Origin of the sequence: Nostoc sp. DedVER02 (assembly GCF_034530675.2) — a bacterium.
In the GTDB taxonomy this organism is placed as follows: domain Bacteria; phylum Cyanobacteriota; class Cyanobacteriia; order Cyanobacteriales; family Nostocaceae; genus Nostoc.
Genome location: NZ_JAVRCP020000064.1, coordinates 1 through 25238 on the forward strand (window position 1 = coordinate 1; position 25238 = coordinate 25238).

Consider the following 25238-nt stretch of genomic DNA (forward strand, 5'->3'; position numbering starts at 1 on the left):
AGTTTGAATCTACCTTTTTTGGCTGGAAACTCGCTCTAGGACTACTTGTGTGTACACCGTAGACCTGCGGGGAGGGGGCTATGATGTACTTTATATGATTGGGAAACGCTATAGAAATCTAAATATTCAACTGAATTAAATATTATCTGTTGCTTCAATCAAAGCACTACGAATTCCTGGTTCACTCATCGAATGTCCGGCATCAGGAATCACTATAAATTCCGCTTCTGGCCAAGCACGATGTAATTCCCAAGCTGATATCATTGGGCAGACTACATCATAGCGTCCCTGAACAATTACAGCCGGAATATGGCGGATACGGTCTACATTTAAGAGTAATTGATCTTCTGTTTCCAAAAATCCCTTATTCATAAAGTAATGGCATTCAATCCGAGCGAAAGCGGAAGCAAATTCACTCTCGCCAAATTTTTGCATCAGTTCTGGATCGAAGAAAAGTCTACTGGTACTAGCTTCCCAAATTGACCAAGCACGCGCTGCTGTTAATTGAATTTCTAAATCTGGATTGGTCAAGCGTTTGTAATATGCTGCGATTAAATCGTCACGTTCATCTATGGGAATTGGTTTGAGATATTCTTCCCAAGCATCAGGAAAAATATAGCTAGCACCCTCTTGGTAGAACCAGCGCAACTCTTTTTGTCTCAGCATAAAGATCCCACGCAGAATTAGCGCCGCGCATCGAGAGGGATGGGTTTGACTGTAGGCTAATGATAAAGTGCTACCCCAACTACCACCGAAAACCGCCCACTTTTCTATACCTAAATGTTGGCGCAGTTTTTCGATATCACTAACTAAATCCCAAGTGGTGTTTTCGCGTAATTCAGCATGGGGTGTACTTTTACCACAACCACGCTGATCAAACATCACTATTCGCCATTTTTCTGGGTGGAAATATTGTCGATAAAAAGGTGGACATCCACCACCAGGGCCGCCATGCAGCAAAACGATGGGTTTACCTTGCGGGTTTCCTGACTCTTCAAAATGAATGCTATGAAGGTCAGAAACCTGTAAATTGCCTTCTTGGTAAGGCTCTATTGCTGGGTAAAGTTCTCGCATTTGGGATATTTATTAGTAATGATCTGAGGATTCACAACGATTTTACTCATTAGCAGCCACGATTAGAGAATATCCATACCAGTCTTAAAGAAAAACCCCCTTTTTTAGCAGGGCTGTTTCATTTCACAACACTCCATATTTTTGAATTCCAAATTTATCAATATGCAAAATTACACGGATTTAGAGGCACATAAAAATGCCCCTAAAAATCAGGCAACTGAAAAATGCAGTAATTAATCCAAATTTCTAATTAGCTTTGCCATTCTCCTGAAAATTTAACTGATCTTCATTGACCCAAATCGCTTGTTGAGGCACAGAAATGGAAATTCCAGCTTTGTCTAGAGCAACTTTCAGACGGCGGCGAAACTCCCGTGCTACATCCCATTGTTTGAGGGGCTGTGTTTTAATCCATACACGAATAATCAAACCGCGATCGCCAAATTGATCTATTCCCAAAACTTGCGGTGTTTCCAAAATTTGACGCTCCCATTGCGGATCTTTATCCATTTCAAAGCCAATACTTTCAATCAACTTCAAAGCTTTTTCAATATCGGCTTGGTAGGCGATGGGGATCGTTAAATCGGCTCGTGACCAACGGCTAGAAAGATTGGCAACAACTTTAACTTCACCATTGGGAATCGTGATCAAGCGCCCTTCAGAATCCCGCACCTGGGTCATCCGCAGATTTAGATTTTCTACTAAGCCTCCCACATTCCCCACATTAATCACATCGCCTAAAGCGTACTGGTCTTCTAAAATAATCAAGAAACCATTAATCGCATCTTTAATTAAGTTTTGCGAAGCTAGAGACACTGCAACACCAACTAAACTCGCACCTGCTAGCAACGGAACGATATCTATCCCCAATGACAGCAGCGCTAACAAGAAGCCTACCCCTACGCAGATAACAGTAGCGATGCTTTTAGTCACGCCAGAAAATGTAGAAACTCGCAGTTGCAGCCGTTCAGAACTTTCTGGAGTCAATAAAGCACCACTGCTGATCAGAGTGGTGGTAAAGCGGTCAATAAGGGCATAAATGAGACGGATTGCTACGTAAGTTCCCAAGAACACAATACCTAATCGCAAAGGAAATTGGGCAGCTGTGAGAATCCCTACCTGAAATTGTCGTGTGTAGGGAAATAAACCCAAGATAAAGAAACTTCCACCTCCCCAAATTCCGGCTTGAGTTAGCTGAAACAATCGTCTTTTGACTTCTTGAATATGTCTATGTTCCTGTTGATTCAGTTGCGTTGTAAGTGGTTGAGCGGCTGCTGGTGAAATTGGGGAGTTTAGCGGCCATCTGTGGGATTGGGAGTCAATAGGTTGTGCTAAATATTTTTTGGAACGCTGTTGCCAACTATATACTCCCCAACTCATGATAATCATTGCTACTCCTGTGCCGGCAGCAATTTTACCTTGAGCGATTAAGGATTGAGTTTGTCTTTCTTGCTTTGCTTGTTGCAAGTCTTCTTGTAACGATTCTTTGACTTGATTTGCCGATGTCGATATATCTACCTCTCGCAATCCAGCATCCTCAGAAGTGACGGTCATTAAATATTGGTCGTTGACATAAATTACTGGTAATTGGTTTACTTCCCGAATATCTACCTTGACTGGAGTTTTTGCTGGTGCCTGAAAGTAATTTTGGGCAATTTTCTCCAACTTCTTTTGGATATCTTCTGAACGCTCAGGAAAGTTGCTTCTTGATGCGGCTATCTGAAATAACCGACGACCATCTAAATAAATCCAGCCTGTAACAAGCCGATTGTTTGAATCATTACTGACACTGCTGGGAGATGGTAGCAGCTGCGGTAACAAAGGAATCTGGGCTGTGGCTTTTGGCACAGATACAACAGCTATGGCCATTGAACTAGCGATCGCCAAAAATTGAAAGCGCACTCAAACACCTCCTTGAGTAAAATCTATTAATCATTACTTTAACTATCCTGCGTAATGATTTTGGGTAGATGTACCTATCTAAAGTTGAGGTTTTGCTTTGAGACGATGAAATTTTGATGTTTTTTTCTTTATTTTATATCTTTAGATAGATGACGATGTACTTAAAATCAGGAGGCAAAGGTTAAAAGGTCTGACTTTTTCCAAAGATAAAACAAAAAGAAAGAACCTGGGGAGGAAGTTGACATTATGCTGATCAAACGTCAAGCTAGTTTTGAGGACTATTGACTAGTGATTTGCTTCCATACAAGCAAAAATCGCCAGTAGTAGAATAACCTAGTAGAGTGCGTAAATTTTACGTAGCTTTTTTTATTTTTTGAGGTAACTTTTGATGACCGCAATTTCTTCCCGATTAAAGCACGAGGTTAAAGACCTCGGCCTAGCTGCCTTGGGTAGACAGCGCATTGAATGGGCTGGACGTGAAATGCCAGTTTTGAAGCAAATCCGCGATCGCTTTGCGATCGAAAAGCCTTTTGCTGGTTTACGCCTTGTAGCTTGCGCCCACATTACAACAGAAACAGCACATTTGGCGATCGCTCTGAAAGCCGGTGGTGCAGACGCGCTTTTAATTGCTAGTAACCCCTTATCAACGCAAGATGACGTAGCAGCTAGCCTCGTCGCCGATCATGAAATTCCCGTCTTTGCTCAAAAAGGCGAAGATAACGCAACTTATAACCGCCACGTTCAAATAGCTTTAGATCATCGCCCCAACATTATTGTTGATGACGGTAGCGATGTGGTTGCAACTCTGGTACAAGAACGCCAACACCAAATTGCCGATTTGATTGGTAGTACCGAAGAAACCACCACCGGTATCGTGCGTTTACGCGCCATGTTTAGAGAAGGCGTTCTCACCTTCCCCGCAGTCAACGTCAACGACGCTGATACCAAACACTTCTTTGATAATCGCTATGGTACTGGGCAATCAACCCTAGATGGCATTATCCGCGCCACAAACATTTTGTTGGCTGGAAAGAACGTTGTTGTCGTCGGTTATGGCTGGTGTGGTAAAGGTACAGCCCTCCGCGCCCGTGGGATGGGTGCTAACGTCATCGTTACTGAAATCGACCCCATCAAGGCAATTGAAGCCGTAATGGATGGCTTCCGCGTCCTGCCAATGGCTAAAGCTGCACCTGAAGGTGATATCTTTATCACTGTGACTGGTAACAAGCACGTCGTTCGTGGTGAACACTTCGATGTCATGAAAGACGGTGCGATCGTTTGTAACTCCGGTCACTTTGACTTAGAACTTGATTTGAAATACTTAGCTGCACAAGCTAAAGAAGTCAAAGAAGTTCGTCCTTTCACCGAAGAGTATAAATTGAAAAATGGTAAATCAGTTGTCGTTCTTGGACAAGGACGCTTGATTAACCTAGCTGCGGCTGAAGGACACCCCAGCGCGGTAATGGATATGAGTTTTGCAAACCAAGCTTTGGCTTGTGAATACCTGGTGAAGAATAAAGGTAAGTTGCAACCTGGTTTGCACTCAATTCCTGTTGAAGTCGATCAAGAAATTGCTCGGTTGAAGTTGCAAGCTATTGGAATTACGATTGATAGCTTAACTGCCGATCAAATTGAGTACATCAATTCTTGGACAAGTGGAACTTGATACATTGATTAGTTGATTTTTTTGGGGATAGGCAAAAAGCTTATCCCTTTTTTTTGTATGGGAGATATAAATTATCAATAGAGAGTAGAATTAAAACATTTTCGTTCTGTCTATTTCAATTAAAAATTTATCTTAGAGGAAATATTCAAAAATGAAATTGTTTCTCAGCTTGCACCAAAGCTGATCCCTATTTTTTTATTTTCTTGATCTACAAAAAAATCATGGTTAAAAGAATAAATACAAAGGCGATCTTCATAAATAATATGAAGCTGATTAGTATAATTTTTAGACTTTGGGAAAAGTCTCCAGTTGACAGGTTCCCCAGGGAAATGAATGTATTCAAGTAGACTTGTAATAACTAATATTCCATCTTCTTTTTCTAAAACTATTCCAAAAAAAGAGCTATCGGCACTTATCAGATCATCTAGTAATTCTTTAGACTCTATAGAACCAAGGCTAATAAATTTATCTTGTTGTTCCTTGCCTTTCGGATGGAATTTCACTAAATTTATATATTTCTCTGTTAGTAAACAAATTTTATCATGGGTTCCCCAGGTAAATATTGATGAATTATTATTATCCCTATTTGTAAATATTTCACTAGATGAAAATGATTTTTGAAAGTCTCTGTTAGTTATTTGCGTTTCACCAATCTCTAAAGAAGCTATTGAAACCGGATTTTCATCGGTATCTGTATCTAAAATATTTAATGGAATTAGCTGTGGTTCTTGCCTTTTATAGCCTTTTTTTATAGACTTACGTTTCTTACTAGCTTTAAAATCAGCAAAATAACCTTCGTTAAAATACGAAGAACTAAAGATACTGGGATACAACCAGCGTACAAAGTTTGAGTGTTGTCCCAAAATCAAACGAGGTTCATTACGCTTTTGAGAAGGATTTTTTCCTATATAATAATCAAATAGTCCCTCACTTCCAGCAGCAAGAGCTAATGTTAAATGAGATGCTGAAAGACTGACAACGGGTACATCACACAACTTATCTGCGACAGGGTTTAGTGATTTACTTCTGCTATAAGCGCACTTGGATGAAGAAACACCGCTTTGGCTACCAACATACACAGTTTTATAGTGTATCGAACTATCAGCATGAGGGAAAGGTAGAGGATTATTCTGTTCACTAACAATCAATTTTGATAAATCAGGGTATGAAATTTCTATTGAATTCTCTACTAATTCTTGAAATTTTTTAAGGATTAAATCTTTTATGTCTGAATCTTGAAATAACACGTTATTATATAGATTATCTCCATACTGCACTGAAAATTTTAGTACAAGTTTCAAATTTTCATTTACATTAATGTTTTCTATTAGTTTATTCCAATTTAAAGTTGTGATAGACCCATCATTTTTCCAAAGATAAAGTTTACCATCATAAATTTGACTATCATAGTATGAACCTGGTATAACAATTTCCAACGGTTTAATGTTTAAAGTCTGCATCTTTGTCCTTTAGAAATTTTTCGGATAGTTGTTGTACGAAGATAATTTTGTTGTTGCCAATCTCGTAATATATTTACTGGAGGAATATCTTGATTTTTTCCGCAACTAGGATTTGCAGGATATCCATGCCAATTACTGTTTTGACTACTATCTATAAATTTAGCAATAAATAATTGATAAAAATCTGGTTCATTACTAGCTGATGTTCCTAAATATACAACTCGATCATCCTCAAAATATAATCCCCAACTAATATATGGTGATTGATTCAAGCAAGACTGTAATGACAATTGAAAACAGTTTCTTTCCTGAAGTTCGCTTATAGTCCACTGTGATTTTTCGGGGCTATTATTTCTGTGATCTATTTTATGAGTGTAGTAAATTTGGGGCAAAATTTCAATTTTTTGATTAATCATTTGTTCAATTTGTGTTTAAAAATGCTATTTGAGAGTAATTATTAAACTCAAACGTTTTACTTCCTGGTTATTATTAAGATGATAATTTTTAATCAGATAATAGTAAAGAATAAAACAGCAACAATTTTTTGTAAATTTTAATTTAATAATTCTTTATCAAAATAGTACCAGTCTTATAAGATTCGCGGCTATACAGACAAGACTTGCCTTAGCAGGTTCTAAAATCTTATTTTTAGCCACTGAAGGTGGACTTTGTTTGTGTAGCTGCGATTTCTAATCGCTTTTTTATGCCCTTGCGCGAAACAAAAAAGAGTGCCGTATTCTTTCACATTAATATAATATATATTGTAATATAAATTTAGCCTTATGCCAGCTAGAGACATTTACCATAATGCCGTTAGAAATGCCCTAGAAAAAGATAGTTGGCAAATCACCAAAGATCCATTTATTCTCAAATGGGGTACAAGAGATTTATATATTGATTTAGGTGCAGAAAAACTTATAGCCGCCGAAAAAAGCGGAGAGAAAATAGCAGTCGAAATTAAAAGCTTTATAGGTGCTTCTCCAGTCACTGACCTAGAAAATGCTTTAGGGCAATATATCTTATATTATGATATTCTTACTCGCTTAGAAGCTGACCGCCGCTTGTATCTGGCTATTCGTCAAGAAACCTACTCAGAACTATTTCAAGAACCAATTGGTAAAATATTATTAGAAAATCAACGCCTTTGTTTACTTGTCTTCGACTCAAAACTAGAGGTGGTACTGCAATGGATACCTTAGATAATTATCGCCAAATCATTCAAAAAATATTAAACGAATATGCTCAACTACCATACGCTTATGGAGAACTAGAAAGACAACTAATTATAGACCAAACCGCCAACCATTACCTACTACTAACACTAGGCTGGGAAAATAATCATCGAGTGCATGGTTGCTTAGTTCATATTGACATTATCAACGATAAAATCTGGATTCAAAGAGACGGTACAGAATACGGTATAGCCAACGAACTCGTTAACGCTGGTATTCCTAAAAATCAAATTGTTCTCGCCTTCCAACCAGTCGATATAAGACAGTATACTGAATTTGCAGTTACTTAATTAAGTGTAATTTAGTAGGGTGCGTTAGCGACAGCGTAACGTACTCTACTAAAGTTGTAAGTTCTCAAGTCTAAGAGCCTAAACTATTTGAAATAGTCACTGGCTTATAATCTGGCAAGCATTAACTTTTTGCTGTCCGGCTGAAGACTCGATAGTATAGCGACGTACTAGTTTCCTTTAAGGGAAACAGCAGATAGGTTAGAGGATTTATTGCCACAATAATATTTCGGAAGTCTCGCCGCGCAAAAAATACAATAGCACGAGCTACTTGCTGTGCAGACATCACTCCATAAGGATTCAGTTGACTCTTAAATGGGCCAAGAATTAACTTGCGAATTACACAATCTCCATCTAAACGCTTGAGGGTAACTATATCACCTAGCGCTCTTTTGCTGAGTTCATAAAGCGGACTCAGCGCTGGAGAAACCTCAGCTTCAGAAGTGTTTACCCAGATTTCCTTGGTTGCTTTTGCTTGTGGGCCTGTTACAGTTGTCACAAATATATCCATCAACCGTAATGCCGAAAAGGTGTTCACCTCATAAGAGGAATTGATTGCCTCTGGTGTACGGCTGGCGTAGACATTAATTCCGTGGTTGATAATTAAAATATCTACTTTTTCTAAACTATCCCTCAGTTCAGCTTCATTACCCAACTGCCAAGGAATCACCTTTATCCCAACTTGCTCTACTAATTTTTCTGGATTAGTGGTTAATGCCACAACTTTAGCATTATTTTTGACAAGTTCAGCCGCCAGCGCTTGCCCTAACGCTCCTGATGCTCCGGTTAAAGCGATAGTTTTCCCTTTAAGAGACAGTCCTGTACCAAGAATTTTATCAACTAGGGGAAACACACCACTGTAATAAGCGTTGACATCATCAAAATGATGCCGCCAATGGTAAGACCGATTCACCCACCAAATGGATGGTATTGTCTCTAAAGGGCCGGGTAGATGGTTGAAATCTGTATCAATTTTTCCTTGAAAATACCGCACAGATGCGCCATACAAGAAGGTAGAACCATAAGCTATTCCCAGCCAGAACCCTGTTTGCTGGACAATTAAGGCAATTACCACCAATACCACCAGCAGTAGACTCGACTCTAAAATATCGTGATAGAGTTGGGATTCTTGGTAAATTTTCAGGGAAACTATCGATAAATCGCGGCGATAGGCGCTATGGTGCTTGTTGTGCCATTTAGCAAGCCAGTTGACTTGGTGACACAAGGCATGGTAGCTGTCTCTCAAGACCTCAGCAAGCAAAAGTGAAAAAAGTCCCCAGCTAACAAACTGCAAGCTGATATTTAGCCAAACCCAATTAGTTTGTAACCCTGCCTCAATTCCCATCAAGTTTTCAGCTAGTATTTTTATCATGTTTGTCTCTACTCGTTTTTCTTAATCATTCTTCATGATCTGATAAAGGGGCGTTAAGGTCGAGTTTAGAGCATCATATAGCCAGCTTCAATGTGGGTAAAGTGTTTGCTCAATTGCTGATGTGTTTTTGGGAAGGTGTGAAACGGAATTGATACAGATAAATGAAGCTCTACATCAAATGGCATATTCCGTATGAAAAATCGTACAGAGCAGAATGGTCATAACTACAATCTTAAAACTGAAATTCTTGGTATTTAAACAGCATGACAGATATAAAAGATTTATCAGAAATAATTGCCAGCAAAGACGACAATCTACTCATTACGTCAACTGAAATGAAGTCAGAAGAAGACATAGAACTTGAGCGAAAACTACGGGAACTCAAGTTTAAACAGGAATTAAGAAAAGATTGGATTTTATTTATTGTCAGGGATGTAGTAATTTTTCCTGCCGCCATCCTTTTTATTTTTGCTGTAAGTGGTTATTCACTCTTTATTCATATTCATGGGTAACTACAATTTTTAATCAACCGCAGAGACGCAGAGTACACAGAGAATAAAATTCACATAAATTTAGAATTATTGAAAATTATTTCTCTTATCTCCGCGTTCTCTGTGCTTCTGGGGTTATTTAAAAAATCTTACTAATTATCTATATCAGTGCAATTGCGTAACTAATTTTACAGACGACGAAGCCAACTGCCTACAAGTAGACTCATCTTTATATCCACATAAACTTTGCTGGATATAAAGTAAGTACTTAATGGAAATAACCTAAAAATATGGGGCTTTTAATATTTTCTGTTGCTTTAGTTGCCATTGTTGCTGTAATTATCATTAATGGCTACAACGATTTAGTTAAGTATCGCAATCGGTACAAAAATGCTTATTCTCAAATCGATGTTCAATTGCAGCGCCGCTATGATTTAATTCCCAACTTGGTGGAAACTGCGAAAGGTTATATGAAACATGAACGAGAAACCTTAGAAGCAGTTATTGCTGCCCGGAATTCTGCAATTAATGCTAGCAGTCGTGCCGCGCAAAATCCCGGCGATCCTCAATCAATGCAACAGTTGGGCAATGCTGAAGGGGCGCTGACGGGTGCGTTGAGTCGCTTGATGGTACTTTCAGAATCTTATCCAGAATTGAAAGCCGATCGCAGCATGACTCAGGTTATGGAAGAATTATCTTCTACTGAAAACCGGATTGCTTTTGCACGTCAGGCTTTTAATGACGCTGTAACACTTTACAACACTAAGAGCGAATCTTTCCCCAGCAATCTCGTAGCAAATACTTTTAACTTTACTGTTGCAGAATTGCTTGCCGAAGCTACTCCAGAAATGAGAAATGCTCCACGCATTTCTTTTTAAATATCTATGAATTTCTTTGAACATCAGGATCGGGCACGCCAAAACACACAACAATTAATTGGATTATTTTCCCTGTCGATCGCAGTTATGATTATGGCGATTTACATTGCCGCTTTATTTCTGTTCCGCATGGCTCCCCGTGTTTGGTGGCATCCAGGGTTATTTATCTACGTGGCTGGGATTACAATAATTGCGATCGCAGTCGGAAGTTTATATAAAATTGCCTGTCTCCGTCAAGGTGGAAGCGTAATTGCTCAGGAGTTGGGGGGAAGGCTCTTACTCCCAGATATGGCAGATGAACAAGGGCGACAACTATTAAATATAGTCGAGGAAATGGCGATCGCTTCTGGTATTTCTGTCCCAGAAGTTTATCTCCTTGAAAGAGAAACCGGGATTAATGCCTTTGCTGCCGGATTTACCCCCAATGATGCTGTAATTGGAGTTACCCGTGGAACTTTGCAACACCTGAGCCGGGATGAGCTACAAGGAGTCATCGGCCACGAATTCAGTCATATTCTCAATGGAGATATGCGGCTCAATTTGCGTTTGGTGGGACTATTGCATGGGATTTTATTCATTTATTTAACTGGGGAATTGTTGTGGCGCATTCGCGGTGATTTCCGCTTAGGAAAGGAAGATAAGGGTTTGCCTATCTGGGCTTTTGGTTTAGCACTGATGGTAATTGGCGGTATCGGATTACTCTGCGGACGATTGATTAAAGCCGCCGTCTCTCGCCAACGCGAATTTCTTGCTGATGCTTCGGCTGTACAGTTCACCCGCAACCCAAACGGACTTACTGGAGTCTTCCAAAAGCTCCAACAGATGGATTCACGCTTGATTTCGCCCGGAGCAGAAGCCTCTAGCCACATGTTTTTTGGCAATGCCCTCAACCCTTCTTTCTGGGAAGATATGTTTTCTACTCACCCCCCCTTAGCAGAACGTATCCGTCGGGTTGGGGGTTTGAATGTCAGCAATTTGGCAGCAACGCCATCTCGCAATCAAATGCGTTCCCCTTCTCAGGAATCTCTAACAATGGGCTTTGCTGGTGGTTCCAGCGCCACGCCAGAACAGGTAGTCAACCAAGTTGGAAGCGTTACACCAGAGCATTTTGCCCATGCTCAAGGGCTGTTATCGCAGTTACCAGAATCTCTGCGCTTGGGCGTGCGAGAACAACAAAGTGCAATGGCGATCGCTTTTGCTCTAGCATTAGATACTGAAAATATCGAAATCCAAGAACGTCAAATTGCTTGGTTACGAGAGGTGCAGCCTGCTGAGTTGGTAGACAAAACTCTGGAATTGAGTAGCGAAATTAGCCAGTTAGATCCCAAAATTCGTTTACCACTTGTAGATTTGGCAGTACCCGTATTACGCCAAAATTCTGCCAAAGAATGCCAAAGGTTGTGCAAATGCCTTCACGGTTTAGTTGTAGCCACCGGAAGTTTATCACTATGGCATTTCGTGTTGCAGTTAATACTGTGGCATCGTCTCCAACCTAGTATAAATCCCACATCTACTACAACGGTAGAATTCACCTCAATAGAACAGATTTGGCCAGATTGTCTATTAGTACTATCTGTAATTGCCCGCATTGGACACCCTCAGCCCGATGCTTACACTGAGGACATTGCCTATGCTTTTCGTTCTGGAGTTTTTCGACTTCCTAAAGCCGGAGAGCAAGAAAAACCAGAAATACCACTAACCTGTAATTTCACTGAACTAAAGAAGAGTATTGAGCGCCTTCGTCTTGCCAGCCCTAAACTTAAGCAAGCTATTGTAGATGCTTGCGCTCACACGGTACTATTAGACAACAAAGTTACGCAGTCAGAAGCAGATTTGCTCAGAGCGATCGCCATGACGCTAGACTGTCCTATTCCCCCATTTTTAAACCCTCAGCGTAGTATTTCAAAACAAAAACAATCTTCTCCAAAGATAAGTTAATGTAACGAGTGAGACACGATTATTTATAACTCAACAAAAAAGTCCGTTTTTGCGGACTTTTTCTATTATTCATTTTTGATAGTTACAAATAGCTCTTTCCCAGGACAATAACCTGTTGCATCTTAATTACATTTATAGGTAATTGATTTCTTTTCATTCTCCTTACTCTTATTTTCCGTTAACTTTTGCCTTTTAAGCTAAATTAGTATGGCTATGCCACGCTGCGCGAACAGAAATCAAAGCGAATTCCGATAGCACAAATAACTATTTGAGCAAAAGAGTATCATATTGTACAAAAAATATAGCTTGGCATTGCCTAGAAGTATTAATTTGCGTAAAAAAGTTTAGACAAAATGCCGACATTCCAGAAAATTGATTGCTATATTAGATTAAATAACTATTCTGGCAAGGATTAAAAAGCTGTGCGGGATGATTTACAGGGCTTGGAAATTAGTCAGGATGAACTGCAAAAGCTAACTAATTTACCTGTCAACTATCAACTTTTAATTATTACAAATACTCTCCAAAATTTAGTAAAAATATATATCCAAAAAATTAAAAGCTCTGAAGGGGCAACTGTAGTTTTTATTGGATTTGCTACATTCGTTTTTGGTTATCTTTTATTTGATATTTTTCTAAAAATATTTATATCATGGATAACAATTCCATCTTGGATATTATTAATTATATTAAGCCTATGGATTGGCGGTTTGACGCAAACAATATTATATTTAGTCTGGAGAAGTAGAAGTAAACTTGTCAAACTTAACATGACAAATTCTCTGCGGATCTTGTTAAGCGATGTTGAAAGATATAATACTGTTATTAGAGCAATAGATATCAACGATCAAATAGAAGAAGCTGGGAATCCAGAAGTGCTTATAAAGGAAAGAGAGAGTGTTATTGCAGCGCTTAAACTAACAAAAGCCGATTTAGTTCGGGCTTTGAAGACAGAAAGAATTTTAAGAGAAAATAAGAATTTTATCCTTAGTAATACAGAACTATTCGTCAACAATTTAGCAACTTTAACAGCCATGCAAGTTAATGAACAGGCCACTGAGCATGGAAGGTTACTTAATGAAGCATTACAGATTGCATTAGATGTACAAGACGAAATGAAAAGATTACAGACTCAGGGTTAAAATAATTCGTAATTCGTAATTCGTAATTCGTAATGACGCTCGAACGCGAATAGCGTGTCGTAGATAAGACTTGCTAATGTAATTCGTTACGGAAAAATAGGTCAGACTAAGATACCTCTTCAAATCGCTTCGTTATGGATGGGGATTTAGACCACAACCATAACGTAATATACGAATTGTTGATGGCTTTTTGCATAATCCTTCCCACGATTGCGATCCCCGGTCTAACATAAAGAATATCAAGAAAGCGATCGCTTATCGGTATGGACTGGAAAGAAATTAGAGGTAACTGGGTAATCATTCCCCGAAATCCCATAGGTATCATCCATTTTTTAGGAGGTGCATTTGTCGCCACTGCACCGCACATCACTTATCGCTGGTTACTCGAACAACTGGCGAATAAAGGCTATGTTGTAATTGCTACGCCTTTCGTCAATACATTGGATCATACTGCGATCGCTAAATCCGTGCTGTTAAACTTTGACCGCACCCTCGAACGCCTACATGATTCTGGAGCATTACGCAAGCTTTACTTCCCCATCTACGGACTTGGGCACAGTATGGGTTGTAAACTTCATTTGCTGATTGGTAGCCTTTTTAAAGTAGAACGTGCAGGCAACATTTTAATATCCTTCAACAACTACGCCGCTAAAGAAGCTATCCCCCTAGTAGAACAGTTCAATTCTACTTTTGCAATCGAGTTTACCCCCTCACCCTTGGAAACCAACAAGCTTGTCCAAGAGCGTTACAATATCCCGCGCAATTTATTAATAAAATTTAGTAATGACACTATCGACCAATCAGCAGCTTTAACCCAAATCTTACAAGAACGTTTTGATGATATGGTGACAGCACAAACGTTACCAGGAACTCACACAACACCTCTAGGTCAAGATATTAAATGGCAAACTGGAACATCTTTCACCCCCTTTGACGCATTAGGGCAATGGTTCAAACAAGAAGCATATCGTGACTTAAACCAGCTAAAAAGTTCTATTCTTTTATGGGTTAATCCTCTTGCACCACCATAATACTTGACTACTTCTTGTGGGGTGGGTATCTTACCCATATATAGCCAAAGTACCTGATGTTGCTCATCCTACAAGATTAGATAATTTCTTTATTTATTTGGAAACCTCATAAACTATTAATTCATTAGCCCACACACATTTTTATTTTCTATTGTTAAAGGAAATTTTTAATAAGTTTTTATTCTAGCTTTATATGTTTCAAATACTAATAATTGATGATGATTATTCTATAAAGCTCCTTTTGAAAAGGATGTTAGAAAAACAGGGTTATGAAGTAGTTACAGCTAGTAGTGGCGAAGAAGGAATAGAAAAAGCGTTAGCTTCCCGTCCAGCATTAATTATTTGTGATTGGATTATGCCGGGTTTGACTGGTCTAGAAGTTTGTCACCGCATTAAGGCAGATCCAAAATTTTTCACTACATTTTTTATTTTATTAACATCTTTAGATTCTGTTGCCGATTGTGTCAAAGGTCTAGATGCTGGTGCTGATGATTTTATTTCCAAACCTATCGAGCATAATGAATTACAAGCAAGGGTAAGAGCAGGATTACGCCTACATCAGTTAAGTAGAGATTTGCAGGCTCAAAAGTTGCTTTTAGAATCAGAAATGTCAGAAGCAGCAGAATATGTGCGATCGCTGCTGCCTTTTCCTATGACTGAACCCTTTAATATAAATTTCCGATTTATTCCCTCACGACAACTTGGTGGTGACTGTTTCGATTACTATTGGCTTGATGACGATTGTCTGGCAATTTACTTACTCGATACTGCCGGACATGGACTGAAAGCGACTCTTCCCTCTATTTCAGTGCTGAATCTACTGCGTTCTCGTGCGCTCAAAAGTCTAAATTACTATCAACCTAGCGATGTGTTGAAGGCTTTGAATGATACTTTTCAGATGAATTATCAAAACGACAAATACTTTACGATTTGGTACGGAGTTTACAACCGAATCAATCGTCAGTTAGTTTATGCTAGCGCAGGTCATCCACCAGCAATTTTAATAACCGGCCCATCTCCCAGGAAGTCGGAAATTAAGCTCTTGAAAACCCCAGGGATGCCCGTTGGGATGTTTCCAGAAGCAAAATATGTTGATGAATTTTGCAACATTGAAAAATTTAGCAGCCTTTACATTTTTAGTGATGGCGCTTATGAAATCACGAAATCAGATGGCATTCTTTGGAGTCTGGATGGTTTTATTCAGTTACTAGTTAGCTTACAAGATCCTGTTGATTGCCAACTCGATCATGTACTGAGTTATTTGATCGCTCTTAACTCCAAAGATGGTTTTGATGATGATTTATCTATTCTAGAACTTAAGTTTGATTAATTAAGTATTAGATACTAAAACCTGATTAAATTCGTCTTGACTAGGAAATATTTCAAATACTTTATCCATATTAGTTAGTTCAAATAATATCCTGACTTGCTCATTAATTGAACAAAGAACAAGTTTAGTGTCTGCTGCACGCAAGGTTTTGAAAGCTAATACTAAAGCTCCCAAACCTGAACTATCCATAAATGTTACATCTTTAAAATCAACTAACACTATTTTTGCACCAACTTCTAAGATATCAGTGATTTTTTGCCGAAATTCTTGTGAAGTTGTAGCGTTTAAATTACCGTTAAGCTTAATAACTTTTACTTGTTCTCTCATAATTATTTCACGCTGATTTTTGTAAATGATGGTCTGATTTCGCTATTATATACCCATCATAGAACATTTAAAAATGCTTGTAAAATAAAATATAAGATTGGAAATTGAGTAAGTATTGATAATTAATTTGTACTGATAAATAGTAATTGTAAATACTTTAATGTTTTTTGTTGTAGTTACAGAAAACGTAGTTAGCTTAATTAAATATATTTTTCCAGCTAGAAAAAGGGCAATTATAAATCAAAAAGTCAGTCAGTCAGTACGAAAAAAAATATGTATATTGAGATTTGTAAAAAGACTATAATAGCTGATTATTAAGCTGTTAGATGATTTTAGTCTTGTTACATAGGTTGATTTTTTCAAGCTGATTTACCTACATCTGATTAATTTAGGGCTATTGATTTAGGGATATACTTATCTACAAGCTGAAGTTACTGTTTTTCGATTATTTGCCAAATATTTTTTTATTTATGTGCAATTACTTACATAATTCAAAGAATGCACCTCTGGACTAACGTTTTAGTGCATCAGGATGTCAATCTAACTACAATATCAATGCACCAACGCTCTCTGAGAACGTTCTCTCAGGCGATCGCCTCTGCTACTTTAGTATTCCCAATATTTATCATTTCTCAACAGACAATACAAAAAGTAAAGAGTTATAAATTTATAACTCCCCCCATTCATAATTTCTAACTCCTTCAAATAGAACTCACTTTAGCTCTGTAAAGTAGCTTCTCACCTTGAAGGTAGCCAGTGTAGCGCACCTTGACTGTTTCTCCAGGTTGTGAAGTTCCCTCCATCAACTGGTGTAGTTGCGGATTATAAGGTAATTCTGCTCCCACAGGTGCGATCGCTTCTACTCCCCACGCCTGTAAAAGTTTTTCTAGGGGTTTCTGCACTAACGGGACTATTTTCACTGCTGCTAGCTGTGGGTTTTCCTGGGCTTTCTGTGCTGCTGTTGGCCATTGTAATAACAAAGACTCCAGCAATTGTAAAGTTGACTGCTGTAATTCTTGTACTAATATCTCTCGCTGCTGTTCTAGTTGAAGTTGCGATCGCTGGTACTCTTTTTTTAAATCTGCAATTTCTTGCAATAATTCCTGAGTGGAGGCTGTTTTATCCTGTAAAAACTCTCCGGTTGAAAAAGTTACGACTAATTCACTCAATGGCATTTGTAATACTAGCGAAAGTTTAAGTAGTACATCTACCCGCATCTGCTCTAACTTTCCTTGTCGTAACCGCAAAATTTGACGTTCTGAGACACCAGCAGTACGACTTAGTGCTTTAAAACTAGAAATACCTACCCGTTGCATTAAACCTTGCAACTTTTGGGTGAAATCAATATTGGGCATTGGTCATTGGGTACTAGGGTGTATTTTTAAATTCGTTGTATCCTCAAAAATAAGCGATCGCAGGTACAGGATGCATCCTAGTTTTATATTTTGCGGCTAAAGCTTGCACCAAACTATAGACTGTAGCCCAATATCCTGAAGACTGATATAAAATTACCCCATCAGTCATAATAAAAGGCTTGGTTAATCCAAGCCTCTATAAATACCAAGCATTTACTACACCAAAATTAATTTAGACCGATCTCTTACTTTAGTTCATCTTTCTATAGGCTGTGTACAAATATTCTGAAATCTGGTATTACATCTACTGTTTACTTATTAAAAAAGATTTAGCTGCAAGCTAAACCTCTAGATATACAAGTTTTAACCATCTCTAGTTAATTTAAAATTATGTTAACTTTAGTTCATCTTTTGAGAAAATGTACACAAATTTTTTATAAAAGCTTATATTCTAGTGATTTCTCTTAAAACATGACTCCAAGAGGCTGGCTATCGTCTTTGTTTTTAGTATTTTTCTAATTATCTAAGTTTTTATAAAAAAAGACCCTGGATATTATTCCAGGGAACATACACGTTTTTCAGGCATTAACAGGCTGAATAATAACTTTGTAAAATTGTTATTTCTACTATCTATAGAATGATACAAATATTGAACTATATATGGTATGGTGTTTTTTTGCTTAGTCTATCACAGGCTACGAGCGCTTGTTGCTTGTTAACGAAAGCTAGTAGTTGATAACGAATAGGACAACCCTCAGCAATAAATCTAACTGTGGTATTAGTATCTAAATTAATCACGTTTTATGTCAATCAAAAGTCACAGCGCCAAGTATATGTCGCAGCGATCTAATTGCTTCACAAGTGATATGCAATTAAATTAAATTAGAGCTAAAGAATGAATACCTTCCACTACAGCTAATTGTTAAAATAATAGAGAGACTATTATTTCAATACTTACAGATTGTCCCTCAATATATTTCGACAGAGGAAATCTTGAATCTTCTCCAGCCCTCTGATATGAGATAATTTCTAGTTCGCTACCTAAATCACCCAATAGCGCAATAAAAACAAACCCACCATTCTGGGCACATTGCCCAAGAATTTGATGAAACCATCCATGTTTAATAACAATGGAAACCATCAATCAAACCACTGCTTCAATATTAAAAATATTGTCATTCTTTATACTAAGTTACAATCACGTTGCAACGCTTGCTTGAGTAAAACTTGATATTCTTCATCCTCAACTCGATAAGCGCCAAACCTCTCCAAATGGGGATTCATCATTTGGGCATCGAAAAATACAAATTTCTTCTGACGTAACCTTTCTACCAACTTGACCATCGCTACCTTTGAACCTTCGGGAATGCGGTAAAACATCGACTCGCCAATGAAAGCGCCGCCAATAACAATTCCTAAAATTCCCCCAGCTAATTCGTCACCTTGCCAAGTTTCAAAACTAAAAGCATAACCACTTTGGTAAAGTAGCCAGTAAATCTTTTGTAATTCCGGTGAAATCCAAGTTGTTTCGCGGTTAGCACATCCAGCTACCACAGCTTGGAAATCCCGATTAATCGCTACACTAAAACGCTCTTGATTGATGACGCGTTGCAAAGACTTGGGATAGCGAAACCGTTCATCCAAAGGAATAAAAGTCCGATCGCGACTTCCGTACCAACTCAGGCGATCGCGCTCATCAGCCATGAGAAAATAGCCTTGTGCATAACCTTCAACAATAGCGGCGATATCATATTGCATAAATAAATATAAAAAACACTCTTAGAAACGCAATTTGATGCTATCAGTCAACCTCAGCATTCCTCTGCGTTTCCCTTTGCGTCCCTCTGCGTTTAAAAAAAATGACTCAACCAATTCCACCCATCACCCTACCACCACCTGAAAATCCGTTGCTCGAAGGTGAATGGTTAAAAGAGCGTTTACAACGGTGGCTAGATACAGAATTTATCCCCGAAGCAGTAAACCAAAATATTGCCCAACGAGCAGCACAGATTTTTGTGCGTCAACGGATGGAAGGAGAAAATGACCTTGGTTCTCTGGTAATTGCCATTGTCACAGAGATGCAGTCCTATGATTTTTCCAATAGCTTTTACGGAGAGTTTGCGATCGCTAACGCCGTCAGCGATCTACTCTTAGAAAGTCTGGGAATTGATAAGTGTTGCGGTCAATAATTTTTGTCATTTGTCATTTGTCCTTTGTCCTTTGTCCTTTGCAAATGACTAATGACTAATGACCAATGACCAATGACTACCAGCTAGACTTAACAACTCCAGGCAATAGACCTTCATGCGCCCATTCTCTCAGCACGTTCCGAGACAACCCAAAATCGCGGTAAACGCCTCTAGAACGACCAGTCAACCAGCAACGGTTGCGGTGGCGGGTGGGCGCACTATTCCGGGGTAGCTGTTGAATCTTGCGGTGGATTTCCAACTTATCCAAAGGAGATGCTGCACTTCTGAACTCATCCAAAAGGGCTTCCCGCTTGTCAGCATACTTTTCTATCAACTTGGTGCGCTTTTTCTCGCGCTCAATCATGCTCTTTTTTGCCATATATTCTCTAACTTATTTAAAGACACCGTTTTCCATTCTACAGTCTCTCCATCAATTCTGGCGTTACTTATGTCGCTTAACCTACAACTACTGGCTTATTGGCTACAGGGCATAAATCGGCAAGCTCACAAGCAACACAGACGGGAGAGCGGGCTTTACAAATAGCACGACCGTGATAAATCAACCGAATTGACCAATTTTCCCAATCAGGCTGAGGTAATAAACCCATTAAATCTTGCTCAATCCGAACGGGGTCTTTTGCTTCAGTTAAACCCAGACGTTCGGACAGGCGCTTGACGTGAGTATCTACCGTCACGCCAGCATTAATGCCATAAGCATGAGCCAAAACTACATTTGCTGTCTTTCGCGCCACGCCTGGAAGCTTTAATAACTGTTCCATTTGGTTTGGCACAACAGAGTCAAACTCGTTAACAATCATCCGACAGGCGGCTTGAATGTTTTTAGCTTTATTGCGATAAAATCCGGTTGAACGCACCAAATTTTCTAATTCTACCAAGTCAGCGATCGCTAAACTCTCAGCATCAGGAAACTTACTAAATAAAGCTGGTGTAACTTTATTCACCCGCTCATCAGTACATTGAGCCGACAGAATCGTTGCCACCAGCAATTGTACTGGTGTTGAGTAGTTCAAAGAGCAAGTAGCATCTGGATAAAGACGCTTCAAACGAGCTAAAATTTCTAGCGATCGCTTCTTTTTAGATAACGATTTGCGCGTAGTACTCACTGGAATAATTTTTGTACCCACTCCAATTGGCTAGTTAATTGAGTAGTTTCTTTGACGATCAGAAAAATTCCTAAGCCTAAGAGTAACACTAAGCCAGTTTGCATTACACCTTCTTGAATCCGAGCCGGAACAGGCTTCCCGCGCAAACCTTCAATCAGCAGAAAAGCCAATTGTCCGCCATCTAAGGCGGGTAAAGGCAAAATATTGATAATAGCCAAGTTAATGCTGATAATTGCCGCAAAAGACAACAGATTTACAGTATTGTCTTCAGCTAATTTTGCACCAATTTTGACAATATTAACTGGCCCAGAAACTTGCCCAGCAGTTTGTTGAAAGTTGGTAATCAACTGGCCAAAACCGCTTAGTGTCCCAACAAATAATTGTTGAAATCTATTAGCAGCAAGACCGAAAATTTCAAAAGGACTATTAGGACGGCGATAAATTGCTGTAGCATTTGGACTAAGTGCCACCCCAACGACACCTTTGCCATCGGCTCCTAGTTTTGGTGTTAATTTTATAGATTGTTGTTGATTTTCACGCTGGATTTTCAGTTCGATTTGCTGATTGGGATGAGTTTGAATTTCTTTGGTCAGCAAAGGAGTTGATTCATCAGAAGCTGGGAGTTCCTGACCGTTAACAGCCAGAATAATATCTCCTTCTCGAATACCTGCTTGATAGGCGATGGATTCTTGATTAACAGGCTGGACAATGACACCAGCTTTATAGTTTAATTCCTTGGGAATGCCGACGATACCCAATTGCAGAGCCAACACCAAGTAGGCAAATATTAAATTTGCAATTACACCAGCGCTGATGACAATCGCTCTGTCTAAAACTGGACGGTTACGCAGCAAATTTGGGTCATTGGGTGGAACATCACTATCGGGGTCATCATCGGGAAAGCCCACAAACCCGCCCAAGGGAAAGGCGCGGACAGCATATTCGGTTTGTGAACCTTGGTACTTCAAAAGAACTGGGCCAAAACCCAAAGAAAAACGGTTAACGAGAATGCCTTGAGAACGTGCTGCAACAAAATGTCCCAACTCGTGTACCAAGATTAAAACAGCCAAGACTGCGATCGCTGCTAAAACTGACATAGAGTAAATTAGTGAAAATATTAAGCTATAGTTATCTCTATTCTAATTGGGCATTGGGAATGGGGCATTGGGCATTGGGCATTGGGCATTAGTAAAATACAAATGACAAATGACCAATGACTAATTACAAAACTTCACGTCCCAAATAAGGTTGCAGCGCTTCTGGTATCCTCACCGTCCCATCAGGTTGCTGATAATTTTCTAAAATTGCTGCCATCGTTCGTCCCACCGCCAAACCCGAACCATTAAGGGTATGTACGAACTGAGTTCCCTTCTTCCCCGTCTCCTTGAAGCGAATATCAGCCCGTCGCGCCTGGAAATCTATAGTATTAGAACAGCTAGAAATTTCGCGGTATTTGCCAGAAGAGGGCAACCAAACCTCTAAATCATAAGTTTTGGTAGAGGCAAATCCCAAATCTCCAGTACTTAAATTTACTACTCGATAAGGTAACCGCAACGCCTGTAAAATTGCTTCTGCACTCCCAACCAATTTTTCCAGTTCATCAAAAGATGTACTAGGTTCAACAAATTTCACCATTTCCACTTTATTAAACTGATGCAGGCGAATTAATCCCCGCATATCGCGTCCATAACTACCAGCTTCGCGGCGAAAACAGGGAGTAAAAGCGCAGTGGTAAATAGGCAAATCTTCAGCAGCAAGAATTTCACCTCGGTAGAGATTTGTAACCGGAACTTCCGCCGTCGGAATCAGCCACAAATCATCATCAGCGCATTTAAAGCTTTCTTCCGCAAACTTGGGTAACTGACCGGTCGCTGTCAAGGACTCGGTATTAACTAACAGAGGTGGACTAACTTCTACATACCCAGCTTGAGTATGGAGAGTCAGCATAAATTGGATTAATGCTCTCTCCAATCCTGCACCAGCACCAACCAAAGCCACAAAGCGACTTTGAGCAACTTTTACAGCCCGTTCAACATTGAGAATACCTAGCTTTTCACCTATTTCCCAATGAGGAATAATATTCGGATTTTGGGGAATATACTCATCACCCCAACGGCGCACTTCTACATTATCTTCCTCATTTTTCCCAAGGGGTGTAGAGTCGCTTGGTAAGTTGGGAAGTGCCAACACAAGTTGAGCGATTTGAGCTTTGAGGTCTTTTTCCTGGGGTTCCAGTTCGCTCAACGTCGCTTTAACAGAGTTACCCTCATCGCGCAAAGCTTGAATTTCTGGGTCTTGAGGATTGATCCCAGATTTAATCTTTTGCCCGACAATTTTACCTATTTCATTGCTACGAGCTTGGAGTTGACTGCGCCTTCCCTCAAGTTCTCGTTGTTGCCGATCTAACTGTAGAATCGGTTCAATGTCGTATTTACCACTACGACTATCTAATCGTTCTTGAACTAATTGCGGATTTTCCCGTATTTGCTTGATATCCAGCACAGATTTTTCTCAGTTTCTAGCCTAAAATCTTCCTGTCAATACAGTTAACACATTAAGCATTTAGCATATAGTAATTTTGGTTTGCTGTGACTGGAAAAACAAAGTTTATTGCAAAAATTCAGTCTCAATCTCTAAAATCAAGATTTTACCCTAGCATCACTACTACGACTAAGAAACCATATAATGCCTTTAAGCAATCATTAATTTGTATCCTGAGTCACTCTTGTTTCAGTAACCTGAGCCAGACTCTGACCATTACCATTATTGCGATCGGCAGCTGCAAAAGTCCTTTGAGTGATACTCTGTGGTTCCTTATCGTCTCTAAGTTGTCCAGGTGAAGGCAACCAGTATGCAAGTACACTTGATAAGCCACCCCAGTAAAGGGCAATATTCTTATCCTCCCCTGGCGAGCCAAGCTTGAAAATGCACAGCCCCAACACGATGGTACTAAAGAAAACCTGTACGCCAAATCTCCATGCGTCTTGATTAAATTTCTGTGCTGTTTGATTTTTCATAGTTTTTAGACTTATAAAAAAGGTACATACCATCCTCGTGCTAGTTTTGCGATCGCTTGTTAGTACAGCTTGGCAAAATTCTTAATCACAACGGTACATATAAAGAGATATTTCTCTGCGTAGTGTACTGCTATCACGACTCGCTAAGTTAAGTGGTAATACTTATACCGCAAGCACTTCATTGATTTGAAATGGATAACTCATTTACACAGTGCCGTACTCTACTGGATATTCTTTCAAGGATTATGTAGTTGTCTTCACACCCAGTTTTGTCTGTTTCGGAAAAATATGATAATTTCTTCGGAACTCATACTAAGGTCGGTTAATGCGATTGAGTAGCCAAAGTGACGCTATAACCCCTGCAAAATGGGCTGATACAGTGTTGGTATTTGCCTGTACCACAAGCATATCTAGACCGCTAATAATGCGGGTAGGATCAAAAAATTGTGTAGTTATCGCTTGAGGAGATATGGATCTTGCTACCAGTGTACCAACGATCGCCTGCGCCCCCAAAAGAGTCACCAGCGTCCCCCCTAAATTCACCCACAGCCCTAAGCGTAATACTTGCACAGTCTCGCTTTTGCGAGGGCGGTTGCTGGGATTAGAGGATTCCAATTGCTTGCCAATTCGAGTGTAACGGTAAGCTAAATAAATACCTCCACCCAAAATAACCAGTCCACAAATTGCTAAAAATACACCAAAACCAGTTCCAGGATTATTACTAGGACTACCAGTTCTTTGATTAAAAATGGCGAATAGCAACACAATTATGCTAGAAACAACGCCTAGTACTAGCTGAATCCAGAAGCTAATCCAACCTGTAAGGCGAAAGGTTTGGGCGATTGCCCGCAGAGTTGAGGAAGATGATGGAGCATCGGGAGTCTGTGACATACTGATTGCCAATGTGATGGGAGCTTTTAAAGGATACAAAGAGATAGGGATACGGAGAACTTTGTTTAGAGGTATTGCACTCTGCGTCTCTAGTGTCTCAGAAGAAGCGGTGAAACAATACATTGAGATTCAAAAGCAACGGGGTGACTCCCTTACCCGAAAAGAGAGTATTAATTGAAGGGGTATCGAACCCCTTCAATTAACTGCGCTTACATCCACAGACACTTGTGGGTGAGGTTTTACGCGCGTTCAATAAATTTACTATCACATTTACCAAATCGAATAACATATTCTCTTGTCTAGGGAATCAAAGAAAAGGATTCAGGAGTGCTGAGTGCCTCGATTCATTCATTTTTTCGTTCAGAATCCAACTCTATTAGCGGATAGCTATGGTTTAGCCAATATTGACTTTTGATATCAAATTCGGATAATTAGTTACGATTTCTACACTCATTGCACCCCTCCCCGCAGGTCTACGGTGTACACACAAGTAGTCCTAGAGCGAGTTTCCAGCCAAAAAAGGTAGATTCAAACT

Annotated in this window: 26 protein-coding genes; 10 read left to right on the forward strand and 16 right to left on the reverse strand. The window is 39.4% G+C overall.

Annotated features, from left to right (window positions below; genetic code table 11):
- Window positions 1-135 precede the first annotated feature (135 nt).
- On the reverse strand, window positions 136-1074 hold the full coding sequence (gene pip, locus RMZ41_RS30995) for a prolyl aminopeptidase (protein ID WP_322644625.1): 939 nt from the start codon (window positions 1072-1074) through the stop codon (window positions 136-138).
- Window positions 1075-1320: 246 nt separating this feature from the next.
- Window positions 1321-2973, reverse strand: coding sequence for a mechanosensitive ion channel family protein (locus RMZ41_RS31000; protein ID WP_322644626.1), 1653 nt, complete (start codon window positions 2971-2973; stop codon window positions 1321-1323).
- A 388-nt stretch (window positions 2974-3361) separates the two neighbouring features.
- Between RMZ41_RS31000 and ahcY the strand changes: the two genes are divergently transcribed.
- Entirely contained in the window at window positions 3362-4639 is a 1278-nt protein-coding gene (ahcY, locus tag RMZ41_RS31005) for an adenosylhomocysteinase (protein ID WP_322644627.1), read from the forward strand.
- Window positions 4640-4803: 164 nt separating this feature from the next.
- Here ahcY and RMZ41_RS31010 read toward each other — a convergent pair whose 3' ends face one another.
- Window positions 4804-6099: a hypothetical protein gene (locus RMZ41_RS31010; RefSeq protein WP_322644628.1), complete on the reverse strand. Its 1296-nt coding sequence runs from the start codon at window positions 6097-6099 to the stop codon at window positions 4804-4806.
- Window positions 6087-6515, reverse strand: a complete 429-nt coding sequence (locus RMZ41_RS31015) for a hypothetical protein (protein ID WP_322644629.1) — start codon at window positions 6513-6515, stop codon at window positions 6087-6089. Before RMZ41_RS31015 ends, RMZ41_RS31010 begins: the two co-directional genes overlap by 13 nt.
- 366 nt (window positions 6516-6881) lie before the next feature.
- On the opposite strand from RMZ41_RS31015, the gene RMZ41_RS31020 reads away from it, so the two are divergent.
- A complete protein-coding gene (locus RMZ41_RS31020) occupies window positions 6882-7298 on the forward strand; it encodes an element excision factor XisH family protein (protein ID WP_322644630.1) in 417 nt (138 codons plus the stop codon).
- Complete coding sequence (locus RMZ41_RS31025) at window positions 7286-7621, forward strand: XisI protein (RefSeq protein WP_322644631.1); 336 nt, start codon at window positions 7286-7288, stop codon at window positions 7619-7621. Before RMZ41_RS31020 ends, RMZ41_RS31025 begins: the two co-directional genes overlap by 13 nt.
- Before the next feature lie 121 nt (window positions 7622-7742).
- On the opposite strand, the gene RMZ41_RS31030 is transcribed toward RMZ41_RS31025, so the two are convergent.
- Window positions 7743-8990, reverse strand: a complete 1248-nt coding sequence (locus tag RMZ41_RS31030; protein WP_322644632.1) for a bifunctional sterol desaturase/short chain dehydrogenase — start codon at window positions 8988-8990, stop codon at window positions 7743-7745.
- A 263-nt stretch (window positions 8991-9253) separates the two neighbouring features.
- Between RMZ41_RS31030 and RMZ41_RS31035 the strand changes: the two genes are divergently transcribed.
- The 6 genes from RMZ41_RS31035 (at window position 9254) to RMZ41_RS31060 (ending at window position 15800) form a co-directional block, all read left to right on the forward strand.
- The gene (locus tag RMZ41_RS31035) at window positions 9254-9502 is read left to right on the forward strand and encodes a hypothetical protein (protein ID WP_322644633.1); all 249 of its coding nucleotides are present in this window, start codon (window positions 9254-9256) and stop codon (window positions 9500-9502) included.
- 269 nt (window positions 9503-9771) lie between these two features.
- Complete coding sequence (locus RMZ41_RS31040) at window positions 9772-10359, forward strand: LemA family protein (RefSeq protein ID WP_322644634.1); 588 nt, start codon at window positions 9772-9774, stop codon at window positions 10357-10359.
- 6 nt (window positions 10360-10365) lie between these two features.
- On the forward strand, window positions 10366-12297 hold the full coding sequence (locus RMZ41_RS31045) for a M48 family metallopeptidase (protein ID WP_322644635.1): 1932 nt from the start codon (window positions 10366-10368) through the stop codon (window positions 12295-12297).
- A gap of 422 nt (window positions 12298-12719) precedes the next feature.
- On the forward strand, window positions 12720-13439 hold the full coding sequence (locus RMZ41_RS31050; protein WP_322644636.1) for a hypothetical protein: 720 nt from the start codon (window positions 12720-12722) through the stop codon (window positions 13437-13439).
- 263 nt (window positions 13440-13702) lie between these two features.
- Window positions 13703-14470, forward strand: coding sequence for a DUF1350 family protein (locus RMZ41_RS31055; RefSeq protein ID WP_322644637.1), 768 nt, complete (start codon window positions 13703-13705; stop codon window positions 14468-14470).
- Window positions 14471-14663: 193 nt separating this feature from the next.
- Window positions 14664-15800, forward strand: coding sequence for a PP2C family protein-serine/threonine phosphatase (locus tag RMZ41_RS31060; RefSeq protein WP_322644638.1), 1137 nt, complete (start codon window positions 14664-14666; stop codon window positions 15798-15800).
- On the opposite strand, the gene RMZ41_RS31065 is transcribed toward RMZ41_RS31060, so the two are convergent.
- The 5 genes from RMZ41_RS31065 to aat form a co-directional block, all read right to left on the reverse strand.
- Window positions 15801-16127, reverse strand: a complete 327-nt coding sequence (locus RMZ41_RS31065; RefSeq protein WP_322644639.1) for an STAS domain-containing protein — start codon at window positions 16125-16127, stop codon at window positions 15801-15803.
- Between the two features lie 701 nt (window positions 16128-16828).
- Complete coding sequence (gene grpE, locus RMZ41_RS31070) at window positions 16829-17482, reverse strand: nucleotide exchange factor GrpE (RefSeq protein WP_322644640.1); 654 nt, start codon at window positions 17480-17482, stop codon at window positions 16829-16831.
- A 43-nt stretch (window positions 17483-17525) separates the two neighbouring features.
- The gene (locus RMZ41_RS31075) at window positions 17526-17651 is read right to left on the reverse strand and encodes a hypothetical protein (protein ID WP_322644641.1); all 126 of its coding nucleotides are present in this window, start codon (window positions 17649-17651) and stop codon (window positions 17526-17528) included.
- Between the two features lie 753 nt (window positions 17652-18404).
- The gene (locus tag RMZ41_RS31080; protein WP_322644642.1) at window positions 18405-18623 is read right to left on the reverse strand and encodes a hypothetical protein; all 219 of its coding nucleotides are present in this window, start codon (window positions 18621-18623) and stop codon (window positions 18405-18407) included.
- A 41-nt stretch (window positions 18624-18664) separates the two neighbouring features.
- Window positions 18665-19240: a leucyl/phenylalanyl-tRNA--protein transferase gene (gene aat, locus RMZ41_RS31085; protein ID WP_322644643.1), complete on the reverse strand. Its 576-nt coding sequence runs from the start codon at window positions 19238-19240 to the stop codon at window positions 18665-18667.
- Between the two features lie 101 nt (window positions 19241-19341).
- Between aat and RMZ41_RS31090 the strand changes: the two genes are divergently transcribed.
- Window positions 19342-19671, forward strand: coding sequence for a hypothetical protein (locus tag RMZ41_RS31090; protein ID WP_114081874.1), 330 nt, complete (start codon window positions 19342-19344; stop codon window positions 19669-19671).
- A gap of 76 nt (window positions 19672-19747) precedes the next feature.
- Here RMZ41_RS31090 and rpsN read toward each other — a convergent pair whose 3' ends face one another.
- From rpsN to RMZ41_RS31120, 6 genes are all read right to left on the reverse strand, one after another.
- Complete coding sequence (rpsN, locus tag RMZ41_RS31095) at window positions 19748-20050, reverse strand: 30S ribosomal protein S14 (RefSeq protein WP_167306201.1); 303 nt, start codon at window positions 20048-20050, stop codon at window positions 19748-19750.
- A gap of 76 nt (window positions 20051-20126) precedes the next feature.
- On the reverse strand, window positions 20127-20816 hold the full coding sequence (gene nth / locus RMZ41_RS31100) for an endonuclease III (protein ID WP_322644644.1): 690 nt from the start codon (window positions 20814-20816) through the stop codon (window positions 20127-20129).
- The gene (rseP, locus tag RMZ41_RS31105) at window positions 20792-21892 is read right to left on the reverse strand and encodes an RIP metalloprotease RseP (protein ID WP_322644645.1); all 1101 of its coding nucleotides are present in this window, start codon (window positions 21890-21892) and stop codon (window positions 20792-20794) included. Before rseP ends, nth begins: the two co-directional genes overlap by 25 nt.
- A gap of 124 nt (window positions 21893-22016) precedes the next feature.
- Entirely contained in the window at window positions 22017-23297 is a 1281-nt protein-coding gene (serS, locus tag RMZ41_RS31110; RefSeq protein WP_322644646.1) for a serine--tRNA ligase, read from the reverse strand.
- A 200-nt stretch (window positions 23298-23497) separates the two neighbouring features.
- Entirely contained in the window at window positions 23498-23812 is a 315-nt protein-coding gene (locus RMZ41_RS31115; RefSeq protein ID WP_322644647.1) for a hypothetical protein, read from the reverse strand.
- Between the two features lie 312 nt (window positions 23813-24124).
- Complete coding sequence (locus RMZ41_RS31120) at window positions 24125-24703, reverse strand: DUF3611 family protein (protein ID WP_100899706.1); 579 nt, start codon at window positions 24701-24703, stop codon at window positions 24125-24127.
- Window positions 24704-25238: the final 535 nt, after the last annotated feature.